The sequence below is a fragment of the Streptomyces sp. NBC_01197 genome (genome assembly GCF_036010505.1).
GTDB lineage: Bacteria > Actinomycetota > Actinomycetes > Streptomycetales > Streptomycetaceae > Streptomyces.
The window spans coordinates 895,090-910,683 of record NZ_CP108569.1 but is presented as its reverse complement, the minus strand read 5'-3'; the positions used below and the strand labels follow the sequence as shown (position 1 = coordinate 910,683).

The following is a 15,594-nucleotide window of genomic DNA, read 5'->3' as shown; positions in this document are numbered from 1 at the left end:
GAGATGTCCATGCTCGGCTGGCTCGACCGCTCCGGCGACCAACTCGTCTTCTACGTACGGGCGCTCATCTGGATCCCCCGCACCCTGCGCCGCTACATCGGAGAGGTCCAGCGGCTGCTCGCCGAGGTCGCCTTCGGCAGCGGCGGCCTCGGCGTCATCGGCGGCACCATCGGCGTGATGGTCGGCATGACCCTCTTCACCGGGACGGTCGTCGGCCTCCAGGGATACGCCGCGCTCAACCAGATCGGCACCGCCGCCTTCACCGGGTTCATCTCCGCGTACTTCAACACCCGCGAGATCGCCCCACTGGTCGCCGGACTCGCACTCTCCGCGACCGTCGGCGCGGGCTTCACCGCCCAGCTCGGCGCGATGCGCATCAACGAGGAGGTGGACGCCCTCGAAGCGATGGGGGTGCGCTCCATGCCGTACCTCGTCACCACCCGGATCATCGCCGGGGTCGTCGCGATCATCCCGTTGTACGCGATGGGGCTGCTCAGCTCGTACATCGCCTCCCGGCTGGTGACCGTCCTCTTCAAGGGGCAGTCGTCCGGCACCTACGACCACTACTTCAACCTGTTCCTCTCCCCGGACGACGTGCTGCTCTCGGTGCTCAAGGTGCTGATCTTCAGCGTGCTGGTGATCCTGGCCCACTGCTACTACGGCTTCCGCGCGACCGGCGGGCCCGCCGGGGTAGGGGTGGCGGTCGGCCGGTCGGTGCGTAACGCCATCGTGCTCATCAGCGTCACCGACTTCTTCCTCTCCCTGGCCATCTGGGGCGCCACGACGACCGTGAAGGTGGCGGGATGAGCGCGCGGACCGTACGGCGCAGGCTCGCCGGTGTGGTCTTCATCGTGGTCCCCGCACTGCTGATCTGGCTGTCGATCGCCGTGTACCAGAAGGACTTCACCGACACCGCGACGGTCCGGGTGGACACGGACACCGTCGGCAGCGAGATGCACCTCAACGCCGATGTGAAGCTGCGCGGCGTCGTCATCGGGCAGGTGCGCGGCATCAGTTCGGACGGCGGCGGCGCCCGGCTCACCCTCGCCATCCAGCCGGACAAGCTCGGCCAGGTCCCGTCCGACGTCACCGCGCAGATGCTGCCGACGACACTCTTCGGCGAGCGGTACGTCGCACTCGTACCCCCGGCCCGCGCGTCCACCCGCGCGCTGAAGGCGGGCGACACCATCCCGCAGGACCGCTCACGCAACGCGATCGAGCTGGAGCAGGTGCTCGACCACGTACTGCCGCTGCTCACCGCGGTCGAACCGCAGAAGCTCTCCGCCACGCTGACCGCCGTCTCGCAGGCCCTGAGCGGCCGGGGGCAGCAGCTCGGCGACACCTTCGTCACCCTCGACACCTACCTGAAGAAGCTCAACCCGCAACTACCCACGCTCAACCGGGACATCGCAGAACTGGTGAAGGTCACCAAGGTCTACTCCGACGCGTCGCCCGACATCCTCACCGCGCTCACCGACTTCACCACCACCAGCTCCACCCTCGCCGAGAAGCAGGCCGGACTTGCGGGCCTGTACTCCACCACCACCAGTACCGCCCAGGACGTCACGGCCTTCCTCCAGCAGAACAAGGACAACATCATCCGGCTCTCCGCGACCGGCCGGCCCACCCTGGAACTCCTCGCGAAGTACGCCCCCGAGTTCCCCTGCACCCTGAGCACCCTGGCGGGCTTCGTCCCCGCCATGGACAAGGCGCTCGGCAAGGGAACGGACGAGCCGGGACTGCATGTCAGCCTCGTCTCCGTCCCCTCGCTCGGGAAGTACACACCGGGCCGGGACGCCCCGTCCTACACCGCGAACGGCGGGCCGCACTGCTACTCCGTCCCCTATACCGGCAAGACCGTGCCGACCGCCGCCACCGGGGCGGGCAGGTCCGGCAGTCTCGGGCTGCCCAACTCGCCCCAGGAGAACCAGCTCGTCAACGAACTGCTGGCCCCCGGCGCGAAGACACCGGCGCAGGCCCTCCCCGACTGGAGCAGCCTGCTGGCCGGCCCGGTCTTCCGCGGTGCGGAGGTGAAGCTCAAGTGAAGCGCCGCAGCCTGACCGCCCCGCTCGTCAAGTCCCTGGTCTTCGTCCTGGTGACCTCCCTGGCCACCGCGGTACTCGGACTGAGCATCGCCAACACGGATGTCGGTGACACCGTCTCCTACCGGGCGCGCTTCACCGACGCCACCGGGCTGATCGCCGGGGACAGCGTACGGATCGCGGGGGTGAAGGTCGGCCAGGTCGAGTCCGTGAAGGTCGCCGACCGGCGGCTCGCCGAGGTGCGCTTCGCAGTGGAAAAGGGACGCACGCTGCCCGCGTCGGTGACCGCGTCGATCAAGTACCTCAACATGGTCGGCCAGCGGTACGTCGACCTGGAGCAGGGCACCGGGCCCGTCGGGAAGCACTTCACGCCCGGCGACACCATCCAGCTCTCGCACACCACACCGGCCCTGGACCTCACCGAGCTGTTCAACGGGTTCCAGCCGCTCCTCCAGGGGCTGGCCCCGGCCGAGATGAACCAGCTGGCCAACTCCATCGTGCAGGTCCTCCAGGGCGAGGGCGGCACCGTCGACAGCCTGCTCCAGCACGTCGGATCGCTGACCACCACGGTCGCCGCCAAGGACAAGGTCATCGGCCAGGTCATCAAGAACCTCAACATGGTACTGACGACGGTCAACGACCGGGAGTCGGACTTCAACGACCTCGTCGTCACCCTCCAGCAGCTGGTCACCGGCTTCGCCGGGGACCGCAAGCCCCTCGGGGACGCGATCACCGCGATGGGCGCACTGACGAACTCGACCGCCGGACTGCTCCAGGACGGCCGGGCGCCGCTGAAGAAGGACATCGGCGAACTCGGCCGGGTGTCCAAGCAGTTGGGCGACGGCACACCGCAGCTTCAGGACTTCCTGCGGAACACGCCCGCCAAGATGGAGGCCGTCACCCGGCTCACCTCCTACGGATCGTGGCTCAACCTCTATCTCTGCGAGGCCCGGGTGACGGGCGTGACCACATCGGACGGCAGCAAGCCGCCCACCGGCATCGCGGTCACCGAATCGAGGTGCCAGGGATGAACTCGCCCCGCGTGCGGCTCCCGCGGCTCAAGCCCGTACGGGAGCGCAACCCGGTCGCCGTCAGCGTGGTCGGACTGCTGGTGCTCGCACTGATAGGGCTCGCCGCCTACCGCGCCGACTCGCTGCCCTTCATCGGCGGCGGCACCACGTACACCGCCGACTTCACCGAATCGGCCGGGATCAGCCCGGGCGACGAGGTACGGATCGCCGGGGTCAGGGTCGGCCAGGTGAAAGCGGTCTCGCTCGACGGCGCCAAGGTGAAGGTGTCCTTCAAGGTCAAGGGCGCCTGGGTCGGCGACTCCAGCACGGCGGCCATCGCCATCAAGACGCTGCTCGGCGACAAGTACCTGGCACTCGACCCGGTCGGCACCCGGCCGCAGAACCCGTCGGACCGGATCCCGCTGAGCCGCACCACATCGCCGTACGACGTCACCCAGGCGTTCAGCGGTCTCAGCGACACCATCGGCGACCTCGACACCAAGCAGCTGGCGAAGAGCTTCGAGACGATCTCGGACACCTTCAAGGACTCGCCCCCCGACGTGAAGAACGCGGCGACCGGCCTCTCCGCGCTGTCGCGGACGGTCTCGCAGCGGGACGCCGAACTGGCCAAGCTGCTCAAGGGCAGCAAACAGCTCACCAAGACCCTCTCCGACAAGAACAGCAGCTTCGACGCCCTCCTCAAGGACGGCAACCTGCTGCTCGGAGAGATCCAGGACCGGCGGGACTCCATCCATCTGCTGCTCACCGGGACCACCGACCTCGGCGCCGGGCTGACCGGTCTGGTCAAGGACAACAACAAGCAGCTGAAGCCCACCCTGACCGCACTCGACAAGGTCACGACCGTGCTGCTGAAGAACCGCAAGAGCCTGGACAAGGCGCTGTCACTGGCCGGCCCCTACTACCGGCTCGTCGGCAACACCCTGGGCAACGGCCGCTGGTTCGACAGCTACATCTGCGGGCTCGTCCCGAAGAACTACCTGCCGGCGGGCGCGCCCCCGGCCACCGGATGCATGTCGCCCCGGCAGACCCAGGGAGGCAGCCGATGAACCACACCACCAGGCGTTTCGCGGGCATCGGGGCCGGACTCGTACTGGTCGCGGGTGTGACCACCACCGGAGTCCTCGCCCTCGACGGCGCCGGAGGCCACCGGATCACCGCCTACTTCGACCGGGCCACCGGCCTCTATGCGGGCTCCGATCTGCGGATCCTCGGAGTCAAGGTGGGCACGGTCGACTCCGTACGGCCGGAGGGCCGGGAGGTACGGGTGGTGCTCGTCCTCGACAAGGGCGTGAAGGTGCCGGCCGACGCGCGCGCCCTGATCGTCGCACCGAGCATCGTCGCCGACCGGTACGTCCAGCTGTCACCCGCGTACACCAGCGGCCCGCAGCTCAAGGACCGGGCCACACTCGCGGCGGCCCGCAACGCCACACCCGTCGAGGTCGACCAGCTGTACGCGAGCGTCACCCAGCTGGCCACCGCACTCGGGCCGAAGGGCGCCAACTCGAAGGGCGCGCTGGCCGATCTGCTCAAGACCGGTGCGGCCAACCTGCACGGCAACGGCAAGGCGATCGGCGACTCGATCGAGCAGTTCGGCAAGGCGGCCAAGACGCTCGACAAGAGCAGCGGCAACCTCTTCGACACCCTCGCCTACCTCCAGTCCTTCACCACGATGCTCAAGGGCAACGACGGAAAGGTGCACACGGCGGAGCAGCAGCTCGCCAACGTCTCCGGCTTCCTCGACGCCGACAAGGACGATCTCGGCACCGCACTGAAGGAACTGGGCACCGCGCTCGGCCAGGTGAAGACCTTCATCGAGGAGAACCGCGGATCGCTCAAGAAGAGCGTCAGCCGACTGCGGCCCATCACCGACACCCTGGTCGAACAGCGGGCCTCGCTCGCCGAGATGCTGGACGACGCGCCGCTCGCCGCCGGGAACCTGCTCAACGCCTACGACCCCGTGCACCGCACCATCGATGGCCGGGGCAACCTCAACGAGATCAGCATGAACGGCCGACTCAGCGGTGCGGGCGCCGCGTCCACGGCCGGACCGGCGGCCGGCGCAGCCGGTGGGGTCCCGGCCGGTGCGGGACTCGACGGCCTGGTCCCCGTAGAGCCGTCACAACGGAAGTCGCTGCCCACGCTGCCGCTCCCGGCAGTCGGCGACGTGTACGGCTCCCCGTCGAAGAGGGCCCCGAATCCCACGGCACACAAGGGGGCCACCCGATGAGCCGGAACACTGCTTCCCCCAGCTCCCGTACGTTTCGCACCTCCCGCACGGGCATCGCGGCCGCGGTCGCGCTGGCCGTCGGCTGCGCCGTCACGCTCGGCGGCTGCGCCGCGCCGTCGTTCTCCGGTATCGAGAACCTGCCGCTGCCCGGCGGCGCAGACCTCGGCTCGCATCCGTACGAGATCACCGCGGACTTCGGCGACGTACTGAACCTGGTCCCGCAGGCCGCGGTCAAGGTGAACGACGTGGCCGTCGGCCGGGTCTCGAAGATCGCGCTCTCGCCGGGGAACTGGTCGGCGCGGGTCACCATGCGGGTCAACGGCAAAGTGCGCCTGCCGCGGAACGCCTACGCCCATCTCGAACAGTCCAGCCTGCTCGGCGAGAAGTTCATCCAGCTCACCGCGCCGGACCAGGGTGCCTCGGCCGACCGGCTCACCGACGGCCAGACCATCCCGATCTCGCGCACGAACCGCAACCCGGAGGTGGAGGAGGTCTTCGGAGCACTCTCACTGCTGCTCAACGGCGGCGGTGTCCAGCAGCTCAAGACCATCAGCACCGAACTCAACAAGACCCTGGGCGGCCGGGAGCCGCAGATCCGCTCCACACTCCAGTCCGTCAACACACTGGTGACCAGCCTGGACGGGCACAAGAGCGACATCACCCAGGCGCTCGACGGCGTCAACCGGCTGTCCGCGACGCTCGCCACCCGCAAACAGTCGATCGGCAAGGCGCTCACCGGGCTCAGTCCCGGACTGAAGGTTCTGGAGAAGCAGCGTGGCTCCCTGCTCACCATGCTCAAGGCGCTCGACACCCTCTCCGGGGTCGCCGTCGACACCGTGAACAAGAGCAAGGCCGACATGGTCGCCGACCTCAAGGCGCTCGCGCCGACGCTCCAGCGGCTCGCCGACTCCGGCAAGGACCTGCCCGACTCGCTGCAGGTGCTCTTCACCTACCCGTTCACCGACGAGGTGCTGCGCGGCGTGAAGGGCGACTACCTCAATGTCTATCTGGATGTGACGGCCGTGCCGGGGACACAGATCGTTCCGCCGATCACCCTCTCAGGAGGCGGCACACAGGGAGGCGCCACCGACGGCGCCACCGCGTCGCGGAAGGCCGGGGCCCCCACCCCGCCGCTGCCGCTGCCCTCCCTCCCCGCCCCGTCCACGGAAGGCGGCCACTGATGGTCACCAGGGCCACCCGGCTGAAGAACACCGCCTTCCTGCTGATCGCGGTGCTCGTCCTCGGCTACCTCGGCGCCCGCTACGCCGACCTCGGGCATCTGGTCGGGCTGCGCGGCTACTACGTGGTGAAGGTCGAACTCCCGGAGACCGGCGGCCTGTTCACCCACGCCAACGTCACCTACCGGGGCGTCTCGGTCGGCCGGGTCGGACCGATCCGGCTGACCGGGAACGGAGTGGAGGCCGACCTGCGGATCAGCGACTCGGCGCCCGCCATCCCCGCCGACCTGAAAGCGGTCGTCGCCAACCTGTCGGCGGTCGGCGAGGAGTACATCGACCTGCGGCCCACCACCACGGGCAGCCCGTACCTGGAGGACGGCTCCCACATCGCACGCGCGGACGCCGGCATCCCGGCCCCGGTGACCAACGTCCTCACCAGCGTCAACGACCTGACGTCGTCGGTGGACACGGACGCGCTGCGCACGGTCGTGGACGAGTTCGGCACCGCGTTCGACGGGCGCGGCGAGGACCTCCAGGTCCTGATGGACAGCAGCAGCGACTTCCTCAAGGCCGCGGACAAGGCACTGCCCACCGACACCAAGCTGATGACCGACGGCGAGACCGTGCTCCGCACCCAGACGCAGGAGGGCGAAGCGCTGAAGTCCTTCGCCAGGGGCGCCAAGGGGCTCGCCGGGCAGCTGGTGGACTCCGACACCGATCTGCGCGCGCTCATCGCGGCCACCCCCGAGGCCGCTACGCAGGTCAGCGGACTGCTCAGAGATCTGAACCCCGATCTGAGCGTGGTCCTCGCCAATCTGCTGACGACCTCCGACGTGGCGGTCACCCGACAGCGCGGTACGGAGGAACTGCTGGTGAAACTGCCGGCGGTGGCCGCGGCGGGGTCGACAGCGATCAACGCCAAGGGAGCACGTTTCGGTATGGCCGTCACCTTCTTCTCGCCCCTGCCGTGCACCGCCGGGTACGGCGGGACGACGTACCGCAACGGCCTGGACACCAGCGCCACTTCGGAGCTCAACACCGACGCACGCTGCACCTCACCGCCCAGCACCGGCAAGGAGGTGCGCGGTTCGGCGAACGCACCGCGCGGCGGCGCGCTCGCGGCGCCCGCCAAGCCGGGCTCCCTGCTCCTGGGAACCGACGCGGGAGGGGCGGGTTCACTCCCCGGCGCGCTGGGGACACCCGCGCTGCCCGCCGGAGGCCCCACCGGTCTGGGCGGTCTGCTCGGTCTTGGAGCCGGGGCATGACCACACGTACCAAGGTGCTGAGCTGGGCGGCCGTCGCGGTGGCCGTCGTCTTCTGTACCGTCTCCGGGTGGGTGTACTGGCAGGCGCACCAGGACGGTTCGCTGCGGTACGCGGCGTCCCGGGACGCCGCGCTGGCGGCCGGGCGCGAACGGGTCGCCCAGCTCAACACCCTCGATGTGAAGGACACCGACAGCGGGCTGGCGCAGTGGCTCGACGCCTCGACCGGAGCGCTCCACGACAGGCTGGCAGCCACCCGGACCACCGACCGCACCACTCTCACCAAGGCCGGCACTTCGGCGCGCGGCACCGTCACCGACGCCGCGCTCACCACGCTCGACGACCGCGCGGGCACAGCGGCGCTGATCGCCACGGTCAAGGTCGCGATCACCCCCAGGGGCGGTACGGCGACGACCGACCGTAAACGCTTCACGGCCACGCTCGCCCGTACCCCGGACGGCTGGAAAGTCACCGCACTCAGCGCAGTGCCGGTCGGTAAGGAGGGCGCGTGAGCAGTACGGCGGAGGACATCGGAGTGGACGCGCAGGACGCCTCGGACGCCCCGGATGTCTCAGACTTCTCGGACGTTTCGGATGTCCCGGACGAGGAGACGCCAGGGGCGAGCGGTCGCGGCCGGCGCCGGGCCCTGATCGCGGCAGGTCTGGCCGTCCTGCTGTTGGTGCTCGGTGGGGCCGGGATGCTGTTCAGGGCCCACCAGTTGAGGACCACGCCGGCCGCCGCGAACCACGCCCTCGCCGACACGGAGGCCACCTCGCAGGTCACCGGGGACGTCAGCGACACGCTCGGCAAGGTCCTCTCCTACACACCGCAGGCCACCGACGTCACCGCGCAGTCGGCGCGTGAACTGCTCGCAGGGAAGGCCGCGAAGCAGTACGCCGCGCTCTTCGGGCAGGTCGGTAAGCGGGCGAAGGAGCAGAAGCTGACGCTCACCACCCAGGTGGTACGGGCCGGAGTCACCCGGCTGACCGGCAGCGAGGCGCGGCTGCTGGTCTTCCTCGACCAGACCGCACAGCGCAAGGGCAGACCGGCCGGGGTGGTGGCCGCGCAGCTGTCGGTGACGGCCGAACTCCGCGGCGGCAACTGGCTGATCACCGACATCACGGCCCGCTGAGGGAGAGACGTACATGCCCACGACGCTCAATACGCTGAGGACGGCAAGGAACCCGCTGACGGTCGTGGCACTCGCGCTGGCGCTGCTGGCCGCGGGTGCGGCGGGCTGGGGCGGGTGGTCCTGGTACGCGGCCGCGCACGACGACTCCGCCGCGTACGCACGGTCGCGGGACCGGGTACTGGCCGCGGGGGAGCAGGCCGTACAGAACATGAACACGCTGGACCACCGGAAGCTGACGACCGGGCTCGACACCTGGGAGGCGTCGACGACGGGCGATCTGCACAAGCAACTCACCGATGGCAGGCCTGAGTTCGAGAAGCAGATCAAACAGGCGCAGACGGTTTCCACGGCGAAGGTGCTCTCCGGCGCGGTCACCGAACTGGACGACCGGGCGGGCAGGGCGAGCGTGATGGTGGCGCTGCGGATCACGGTGACCGCGCCGAAGGGCAAGCCGGCCGAGAAGGAGAGCCGGCTGCTCGGTGAGCTCACGCGTACGTCCGGGGGCTGGAAACTCAGCGCCCTGGGCCAGGCACCCGTCGGCAACACCGCCGGCTGACCCAGGAGAGGAGCTGAGGACGACATGTCGACCACCCGTCATCTCATCAACCGGCAGCGGCGACTGGCGGCCGTGGCCCCGGTGCGCGTCAGGCCGCGGCCGACGGAGAAGCCGTCTGAAACGCCAGGTGCCGGTCCTGCCGCCGACGTCGATGCGGACGCCGGGGGGCCTGAACCCGAAGGTCCTGAACCCGTAGAGGCGGGGATTACCGGCTCCGGGGCTCCACGCCCGCGGCTCCGTACCTTCGCCCGGCTGCCCGTGCTGCTCGCCGTCCTCACCGTGCTGCTCGGCGGGTTCGCCGCCTACGCGGGGACACGGGCGTCCACGCTGCACGACTCCGCAGCGACCAGCAACGGCGCACTGAGCGACGTGGCCCGCACAACCGAGGTGAAGGGCCAGGTCACCAGCGCCGTCGACGCCCTCTTCTCGTACGACTACACCAACACGGCCAAGGCCGACCGGGCCGCGGCGACCCTCCTCACCGGCAAGGCCGTCAAGCAGCACAAGGACATGCTGGCGGCCGTACGCGCGCAGGCCGCCAAGCAGAAGCCCGTGCTGACCACCACCGTCACCGAGAGCGGTGTGGAGCTGATCGACGGCGACCGCGCGCGCGTGCTCCTCTACGCCGACCAGAGCAACACCGACACGGCCGCGAAGAAGGACCGGACGACCTACGCCGCGGCCATGTTCGCCGTCGACGCGGTGCGCGGGGGCGGCAAGTGGCGGATCGCGAACATCGACACCTTCACCCGGTGACCCGGCCACCCCTGGCCCGGCCGACTGGGCCTGGCCGGCTAGGCCCAGCCCGGTGACCAGCACAGCGCGAACAGCCCGATGATTCCGGAATTCCGATGAGGGAGCGGCGTATGAGGCACGTGCGGCGGATGCGGCGGGGACTGGGGGGAAGCGCGGTGGCCGCGGTGGCCATGGCCGCGCTCACCGCCTCGCAGGCACCAGGACTCGTGCACGATCAGCTGCCGCAGCCGAAGAAATCGTCCGTACCGGCCGGTGAGACCACCGCGCAGGTCGAAGGCCCCACGGACAACTCGTTCCACACCGAGATCCCGCCGCTGGTCACTCCGCCTCCGCCGGGCAACCCGGCCGACGCCACCGGCGCCGGACCGGTGTACGAGCAGTCGGGGATCCCGGCGACCTTACTGGCCGCCTACAGGTCCGCCGAGGCGCAGCTGCGTCACAGCGACCGCGCCTGCGGGCTGCCCTGGCAGCTGCTCGCCGCGATCGGCAAGGTCGAATCGGGGCAGGCGCGGGGCGGGGCGGTCGACAAGCACGGCACCACCCTCGCACCGATCCTCGGCCCGGTGCTCAACGGCTCGGGCTTCGCGCACATCCCCGACACCGACCACGGCGCGTACGACGGGGACACGACGTACGACCGGGCGGTGGGCCCGATGCAGTTCATCCCGTCCACCTGGGCGGCCTGGGGGCAGGACGGGAACCACGACGGCAAGAAGGACCCGGACAATGTCTTCGACGCCGCGCTCGCCGCCGGACACTATCTCTGCGCCGGGAGCCGTGATCTCCGCAGCAGTGGCGGTCTGGACAGCGCGGTCCTCAGCTACAACCACTCGGACGCCTATCTGAGGCTGGTGCTGTCCTGGCTCTCCTTCTACCGGAACGGAACGCACGAGGTCCCGGACGGCGAAGGGGTCCTGCCGCGCAGCCCGGGCGCGGGCAGCGGGTCCGGCGGCAGCGCGTCCGACGGTACACAGACCGGCAAGTCGCACCAGCACAGCGGACACGGGGACGGGCACGGGCACGGGGCCCCTGGCGGCGGCGGGATCGTCATCGGCCCCGCGCCCTCCCACACACCGTCCGCGAGCCCGTCCGCCGGTGGCACCCCGACTCCGCCCGGCAGTTCACCGAGCGCCCCGGGAGATCCTGGCGGCACCGGTTCGCCGTCGTCGGGCCCCACACCGGGGCCGCCGGACAGTTCGTCGCCCGGTCCCGGCAGCGGCGGCAGCACACCGCCGGAGTGCCCGTCGCCGTCACCGTCCCCTTCCGGCTCGCCGACGGCGGACCCGAGCCCGTCGGGCACGCCGGGCGACGGCTGCGCGTCTGCCCCCGCAGATCCGGGTGCGCCGTCCTGAGGGTGCCCTCCTGGCTGTGCCGTCCTGACTGTGCCGTTCTGTAGGGGGCGGCGGGGCCGGTGCTCCACATTGTCCGGTCACGCGGGCCGCGGATTCCGCGAGGCTGGTGTGCATGCTGCGCAACTACATCAACGGTGAGTTCAAGGAGGCGGCCGACGGCCGCACTCTCGATGTGACCGACCCCTGTACGGGAGAGGTGTACGAGACCTCCGCGCTGTCCGGGGCCGCCGACGTCGACGCGGCCATGGAGGCCGCGTCCGCCGCGTTCCCCGCGTGGCGCGACGCGACCCCCGCCGCACGCCAGAAGGTGCTGCTGCGGGTCGCGGATGTCTTCGAGGAGCGCGCGGCCGAGCTGATCGCGGCGGAGGCGCGCGACACGGGCAAGCCGCTCGCGCAGCTGACGGATGACGAGATCCCGTCGGTCGTGGACCAGATCCGCTTCTTCGCGGGGGCGGCCCGGCTGCTTGAGGGCCGGTCGGCCGGCGAGTACATGGACGGGCTGACGTCGATCATCCGGCGGGAGCCGGTCGGCGTCGTGGCGCAGGTCGCGCCGTGGAACTATCCGCTGATGATGGCGGTCTGGAAGTTCGCTCCGGCCCTCGCGGCCGGCAACACGGTCGTCATCAAGCCGTCCGACACCACCCCCGCGTCGACCGTCCTGGTCGCGGAGATCGTCGGCGGAGTGCTGGCCGAACTCGGCCACAGCGAAGGCGTGTTCAACGTCCTCTGCGGAGACCGCGAGACCGGCCGGCTGATGGTCGAGCACGCCACCCCGGCGATGGCCGCGATCACCGGCTCGGTACGGGCGGGCATGCAGGTCGCGGCTTCGGCGGCCAAGGACGTCAAGCGGGTCCACCTGGAGCTGGGCGGCAAGGCGCCGGTCGTCGTCTTCGACGACCTCGGCGGCGAAGCTCTCACCAAGGCCGCCGAGGACATCGCGGTGGCCGGTTACTTCAACGCGGGCCAGGACTGCACCGCCGCGACCCGGGTCATCGTGCACGAGTCCGTCCACGACGCGTTCGTCGCGGCGCTCGCCGAGGCAGCGGCGGCGACCACGACCGGCGGCCCGGAGGTCGCCGAGGCGTTCTTCGGCCCGCTGAACAACGCGAACCAGCTGGCCCAGGTGGCCGGGTTCATCGGCCGGCTCCCCGGCCACGCCACGGTCGAGGCGGGCGGCCACCGGGTCGGCGACCAGGGGTACTTCTACGCCCCCACGGTCGTCTCCGGACTGCACCAGGACGACGAGATCATCCAGAACGAGGTCTTCGGCCCCGTCATCACCGTCCAGTCGTTCAGCACCGAGGACCAGGCCGTGGCCTACGCCAACGGCGTCGACTTCGCGCTCGCCTCATCGGTGTGGACCAAGGACCACCAGCGCGCGATGCGGATGTCCAGGCGCCTGGACTTCGGCTGCGTGTGGATCAACAACCACGGGGCGCTCGCCGCGGAGATGCCGCACGGCGGATTCAAGCTCTCCGGTTACGGCAAGGACCTCTCGGCGTACGGATTCGAGGACTACACGCGCATCAAGCACGTCATGACCGCGCTCTGACACTTGATGACCGCGCTCTGACCCTTGGCGGTCCGCCGGGACACCGGCACCCGTGAAGGCCCGCAGCGATGCGGGCCTTCACGCGTCTCCGGCCGCCTCCCGCTCAGAGACGCGCAGCTCCGGGGCCCCCTCGTCCGGGGCCCCCTGCCTCGGGACCTTCCGTGCCTCCCGTGCGGAAAGCTGTCCGTCTGCGGGCTCCCCCTCTGCGAGCGCTCCCTCGGCGAGTTCCCGCTTCGCCAGGAACAGCCGCAGCTGCTCCTCCTCCACGATCCGCCGGGCGAGGCTCCCGTCGGAGACGTCGACCGCGTCGGGCGTCGCCTCGGCCACCTCGCTGCGCCGGGCGTACGCGTCGAACAGCCGCGCCTTGTCGGCCAGTACGCCGAGCATCCGCGTATCCACGCTGTCGGCGGCCAGCAGCCGGTGCACCCGCACCGTTCTGACCTGGCCCATCCGGTGGGCGCGTGCCACGGCCTGGTGCTCCATGGCCGGCTTGATCTGCGGCTCGCACAGGATGACGACGGAAGCCGCCTGCATGTTGAGCCCCACCCCGCCGGACTGGAACTGGCTCAGCAGCACCGCGTGCCCGGGGGCCGCCGAGAACGCGTCGACCAGCTCCTGGCGGCGGGCGGCCGGCAGGCCGCCCTCCACCGGCCCGTACGCCGTCCCGCCGAGGGCCGTCCCCACCGTGGCCAGCACATCGCGGAAGTACGAGAACACCACGACCTTCAGACCGTTGGCGGCTGCCTCAGCGACCAGCTCGCGCAGCCGCCGGAGCTTCGCCGAACTCTCCGGGCGGGCGTAAGCGGCCCGGCGCATCCGCATGAAGTGCCCGTCCGCCACGGCCTCCCGGTACGCCGCCAGGTCCCCCGCGCTGAGCTCCTCCCACTCGTCCACCTGCACCAGCGCGGGCAGCTCCGTGAGGACGTCCTCCTGATTGCGGCGGAGATAGGCGGGCGCGACCGCCCTGCGGAACACCTGTGAGCCGGCTGCCGCGTCCCGGTCCAGGACCGCGGGCACCAGCTCGGGCTGGAGCCTGCGGACCAGACTGCGGAACTCCTCGACCCGGTTCTCCATCGGCGTGCCGGTCAGGAAGAGCACCCGTTCGGACGGGCCGGTCCAGTCGGCCACGGCCTTCGCCCGCCGGGTGAGGGGGTTCTTGACGAAGTGCGCCTCGTCGACGACGAGCATCCCCGGGCGTACGTCGTCCGGGACCGCGAGCAGATGCAGCACATCGAAGGTGGTGACCGCGACCCCGCCCCGCTCGCACCACTCCGCGAAGGCCGGCCTGCGCCCCGGTCCGTGCACCGGCCGGACGGCCAGCGTGGAGCGGGAGCCCACCTCGCGCGTCCAGTTGATGAGTACGCTCGCCGGGCAGACGACCAGGAAGTGCGTGGCGCCGCCCGCCGCGAGATGGGCCATCGCCGCGATGGCCTGGACCGTCTTGCCGAGCCCCATCTCGTCACCGATGATCACCCGGCGCTGCACCAGCGCGAACCGCGCCCCGAAAGCCTGGTAGCCGCGCAGGGACACCCGCAGCCTGCTGTCGTCCAGCGGCTGGGCACGGACCCGCCCGGCGATGCCGGAGGGCACGAACCCCTCCGCCGCGGCGAGGTCGGGGCCCTTGCCTGCGAACTCCGCGAGGAGGCTGTAGTAGTCGGCCGAGCGCAGCTCGAAGCCGACCCAGGCCTCGGCATCGGACGCGGGCACCCGCAGCAGATCGGCCGAGACCTGGGCGAGCAGCAGCGGCACCCCGTCCGCCGCCGACTGCCGGGTGAGGTCCCCGACGGCTTCGAGCGCGGCGAGCACCTCCGTACGCCTGGTCCGGCCGGCCAGCGCCGTCCGGAGCCTGCTGCGACCCGGCCCGGCCTGCGGCAGGAGCCGGTCGAGCTCGGTGCCGAGCCGCAGTGCCGTGTCATGGGCGCGGCGCAGTCCTGGCCCGGCCTGCGCCAGCACGTGCAGCGATCTGACGAGCGCCGTCGTGCGCGGCTCGGGGCGGTCGATGTCGATCCGTACGGTGACGGTCTCCTCGACCGCCCTGGCGATCTGCCCGGCGGCGGCGACGGCCTGGTCGGCGGTCTGGGCGCCGACGCCGGGCAGCTGCCGCAGCGCGTAGCGGCCCGCGTCGTGCACCTGGGCGACCGTGGTGAAACCCGCTTGTTCCAGGGCGCCGAGCCGCAGCCGGCCCTCGGTGACGTCCCGCAGCCGGGAGAGCGGGATCGGCTCCAGCTCGGCCCTGGCCAGCTCCTGCTGGAGCGGGGTGAGCGCGCTCCGTACGGCGTCGGCGGCCGCGGCATGGTCGGCGACGACGGCCCGCGCCGCACCGAGCAGCCGCTCCGCCTCCAGGAGGAGGGCTCGGGCTCTTCTGCCGGCCGGGGCCGGACCGTGCTTCACGCCGCTCACCGGAGGGATGATCTCACGCGATGCGGACAACTCCGGCCGGTCCCGGAGCGCGCCGGAGGTGCGGGCGGGGCGACCGTCCGGCGTACGGACCGGATACGCCATTGGG

Annotated in this window: 14 protein-coding genes; 13 read left to right on the top strand and 1 reads right to left on the bottom strand. The window is 70.9% G+C overall.

All coding sequences use genetic code 11. From position 1 onward, the window contains the following. Positions 1–3: 3 nt before the first annotated feature. From OG452_RS04075 to OG452_RS04015, 13 genes are all read left to right on the top strand, one after another. Positions 4–807, top strand: coding sequence for an MlaE family ABC transporter permease (locus tag OG452_RS04075; protein WP_327294226.1), 804 nt, complete (start codon positions 4–6; stop codon positions 805–807). Next, complete coding sequence (locus OG452_RS04070) at positions 804–2,045, top strand: MCE family protein (protein WP_327294225.1); 1,242 nt, start codon at positions 804–806, stop codon at positions 2,043–2,045. The genes OG452_RS04075 and OG452_RS04070 overlap by 4 nt, the downstream gene beginning before the upstream one ends. Continuing rightward, positions 2,042–3,073, top strand: coding sequence for an MCE family protein (locus tag OG452_RS04065; protein ID WP_327294224.1), 1,032 nt, complete (start codon positions 2,042–2,044; stop codon positions 3,071–3,073). The genes OG452_RS04070 and OG452_RS04065 overlap by 4 nt, the downstream gene beginning before the upstream one ends. After that, positions 3,070–4,119: an MCE family protein gene (locus tag OG452_RS04060; RefSeq protein ID WP_327294223.1), complete on the top strand. Its 1,050-nt coding sequence runs from the start codon at positions 3,070–3,072 to the stop codon at positions 4,117–4,119. The genes OG452_RS04065 and OG452_RS04060 overlap by 4 nt, the downstream gene beginning before the upstream one ends. Further along, a complete protein-coding gene (locus OG452_RS04055; RefSeq protein WP_327294222.1) occupies positions 4,116–5,300 on the top strand; it encodes an MCE family protein in 1,185 nt (394 codons plus the stop codon). Before OG452_RS04060 ends, OG452_RS04055 begins: the two co-directional genes overlap by 4 nt. Further along, the gene (locus tag OG452_RS04050; protein ID WP_327294221.1) at positions 5,297–6,481 is read left to right on the top strand and encodes an MCE family protein; all 1,185 of its coding nucleotides are present in this window, start codon (positions 5,297–5,299) and stop codon (positions 6,479–6,481) included. Before OG452_RS04055 ends, OG452_RS04050 begins: the two co-directional genes overlap by 4 nt. Further along, complete coding sequence (locus tag OG452_RS04045; protein WP_327294220.1) at positions 6,481–7,743, top strand: MlaD family protein; 1,263 nt, start codon at positions 6,481–6,483, stop codon at positions 7,741–7,743. Before OG452_RS04050 ends, OG452_RS04045 begins: the two co-directional genes overlap by 1 nt. Continuing rightward, on the top strand, positions 7,740–8,252 hold the full coding sequence (locus OG452_RS04040) for a hypothetical protein (RefSeq protein ID WP_327294219.1): 513 nt from the start codon (positions 7,740–7,742) through the stop codon (positions 8,250–8,252). Before OG452_RS04045 ends, OG452_RS04040 begins: the two co-directional genes overlap by 4 nt. Then, positions 8,249–8,872 carry a hypothetical protein gene (locus OG452_RS04035; protein ID WP_327294218.1) on the top strand — a complete coding sequence of 208 codons (624 nt, stop codon included), beginning with the start codon at positions 8,249–8,251 and terminating at the stop codon, positions 8,870–8,872. Before OG452_RS04040 ends, OG452_RS04035 begins: the two co-directional genes overlap by 4 nt. Before the next feature lie 13 nt (positions 8,873–8,885). Further along, positions 8,886–9,428, top strand: coding sequence for a hypothetical protein (locus OG452_RS04030; RefSeq protein WP_327294217.1), 543 nt, complete (start codon positions 8,886–8,888; stop codon positions 9,426–9,428). Between the two features lie 24 nt (positions 9,429–9,452). Continuing rightward, positions 9,453–10,184 (top strand): hypothetical protein, encoded by a 732-nt coding sequence (locus OG452_RS04025; RefSeq protein ID WP_327294216.1) that lies wholly within the window; start codon positions 9,453–9,455, stop codon positions 10,182–10,184. Between the two features lie 110 nt (positions 10,185–10,294). Then, the gene (locus tag OG452_RS04020; protein WP_327294215.1) at positions 10,295–11,536 is read left to right on the top strand and encodes a lytic transglycosylase domain-containing protein; all 1,242 of its coding nucleotides are present in this window, start codon (positions 10,295–10,297) and stop codon (positions 11,534–11,536) included. 112 nt (positions 11,537–11,648) lie between these two features. Beyond that, complete coding sequence (locus tag OG452_RS04015) at positions 11,649–13,088, top strand: gamma-aminobutyraldehyde dehydrogenase (RefSeq protein ID WP_327294214.1); 1,440 nt, start codon at positions 11,649–11,651, stop codon at positions 13,086–13,088. A 78-nt stretch (positions 13,089–13,166) separates the two neighbouring features. On the opposite strand, the gene OG452_RS04010 is transcribed toward OG452_RS04015, so the two are convergent. Further along, entirely contained in the window at positions 13,167–15,479 is a 2,313-nt protein-coding gene (locus tag OG452_RS04010) for a DEAD/DEAH box helicase (protein WP_327299503.1), read from the bottom strand. Positions 15,480–15,594 lie beyond the last annotated feature (115 nt).

Coding starts and splice junctions, on each gene's coding strand:
- OG452_RS04075 (WP_327294226.1), top strand. CDS start 4: ATGTCCATGCTCGGCTGGCTCGACCGCTCCGGCGACCAACTCGTCTTC.
- OG452_RS04055 (WP_327294222.1), top strand. CDS start 4,116: ATGAACCACACCACCAGGCGTTTCGCGGGCATCGGGGCCGGACTCGTA.
- OG452_RS04020 (WP_327294215.1), top strand. CDS start 10,295: ATGAGGCACGTGCGGCGGATGCGGCGGGGACTGGGGGGAAGCGCGGTG.
- OG452_RS04025 (WP_327294216.1), top strand. CDS start 9,453: ATGTCGACCACCCGTCATCTCATCAACCGGCAGCGGCGACTGGCGGCC.
- OG452_RS04030 (WP_327294217.1), top strand. CDS start 8,886: ATGCCCACGACGCTCAATACGCTGAGGACGGCAAGGAACCCGCTGACG.
- OG452_RS04040 (WP_327294219.1), top strand. CDS start 7,740: ATGACCACACGTACCAAGGTGCTGAGCTGGGCGGCCGTCGCGGTGGCC.
- OG452_RS04015 (WP_327294214.1), top strand. CDS start 11,649: ATGCTGCGCAACTACATCAACGGTGAGTTCAAGGAGGCGGCCGACGGC.
- OG452_RS04060 (WP_327294223.1), top strand. CDS start 3,070: ATGAACTCGCCCCGCGTGCGGCTCCCGCGGCTCAAGCCCGTACGGGAG.
- OG452_RS04050 (WP_327294221.1), top strand. CDS start 5,297: ATGAGCCGGAACACTGCTTCCCCCAGCTCCCGTACGTTTCGCACCTCC.
- OG452_RS04045 (WP_327294220.1), top strand. CDS start 6,481: ATGGTCACCAGGGCCACCCGGCTGAAGAACACCGCCTTCCTGCTGATC.
- OG452_RS04070 (WP_327294225.1), top strand. CDS start 804: ATGAGCGCGCGGACCGTACGGCGCAGGCTCGCCGGTGTGGTCTTCATC.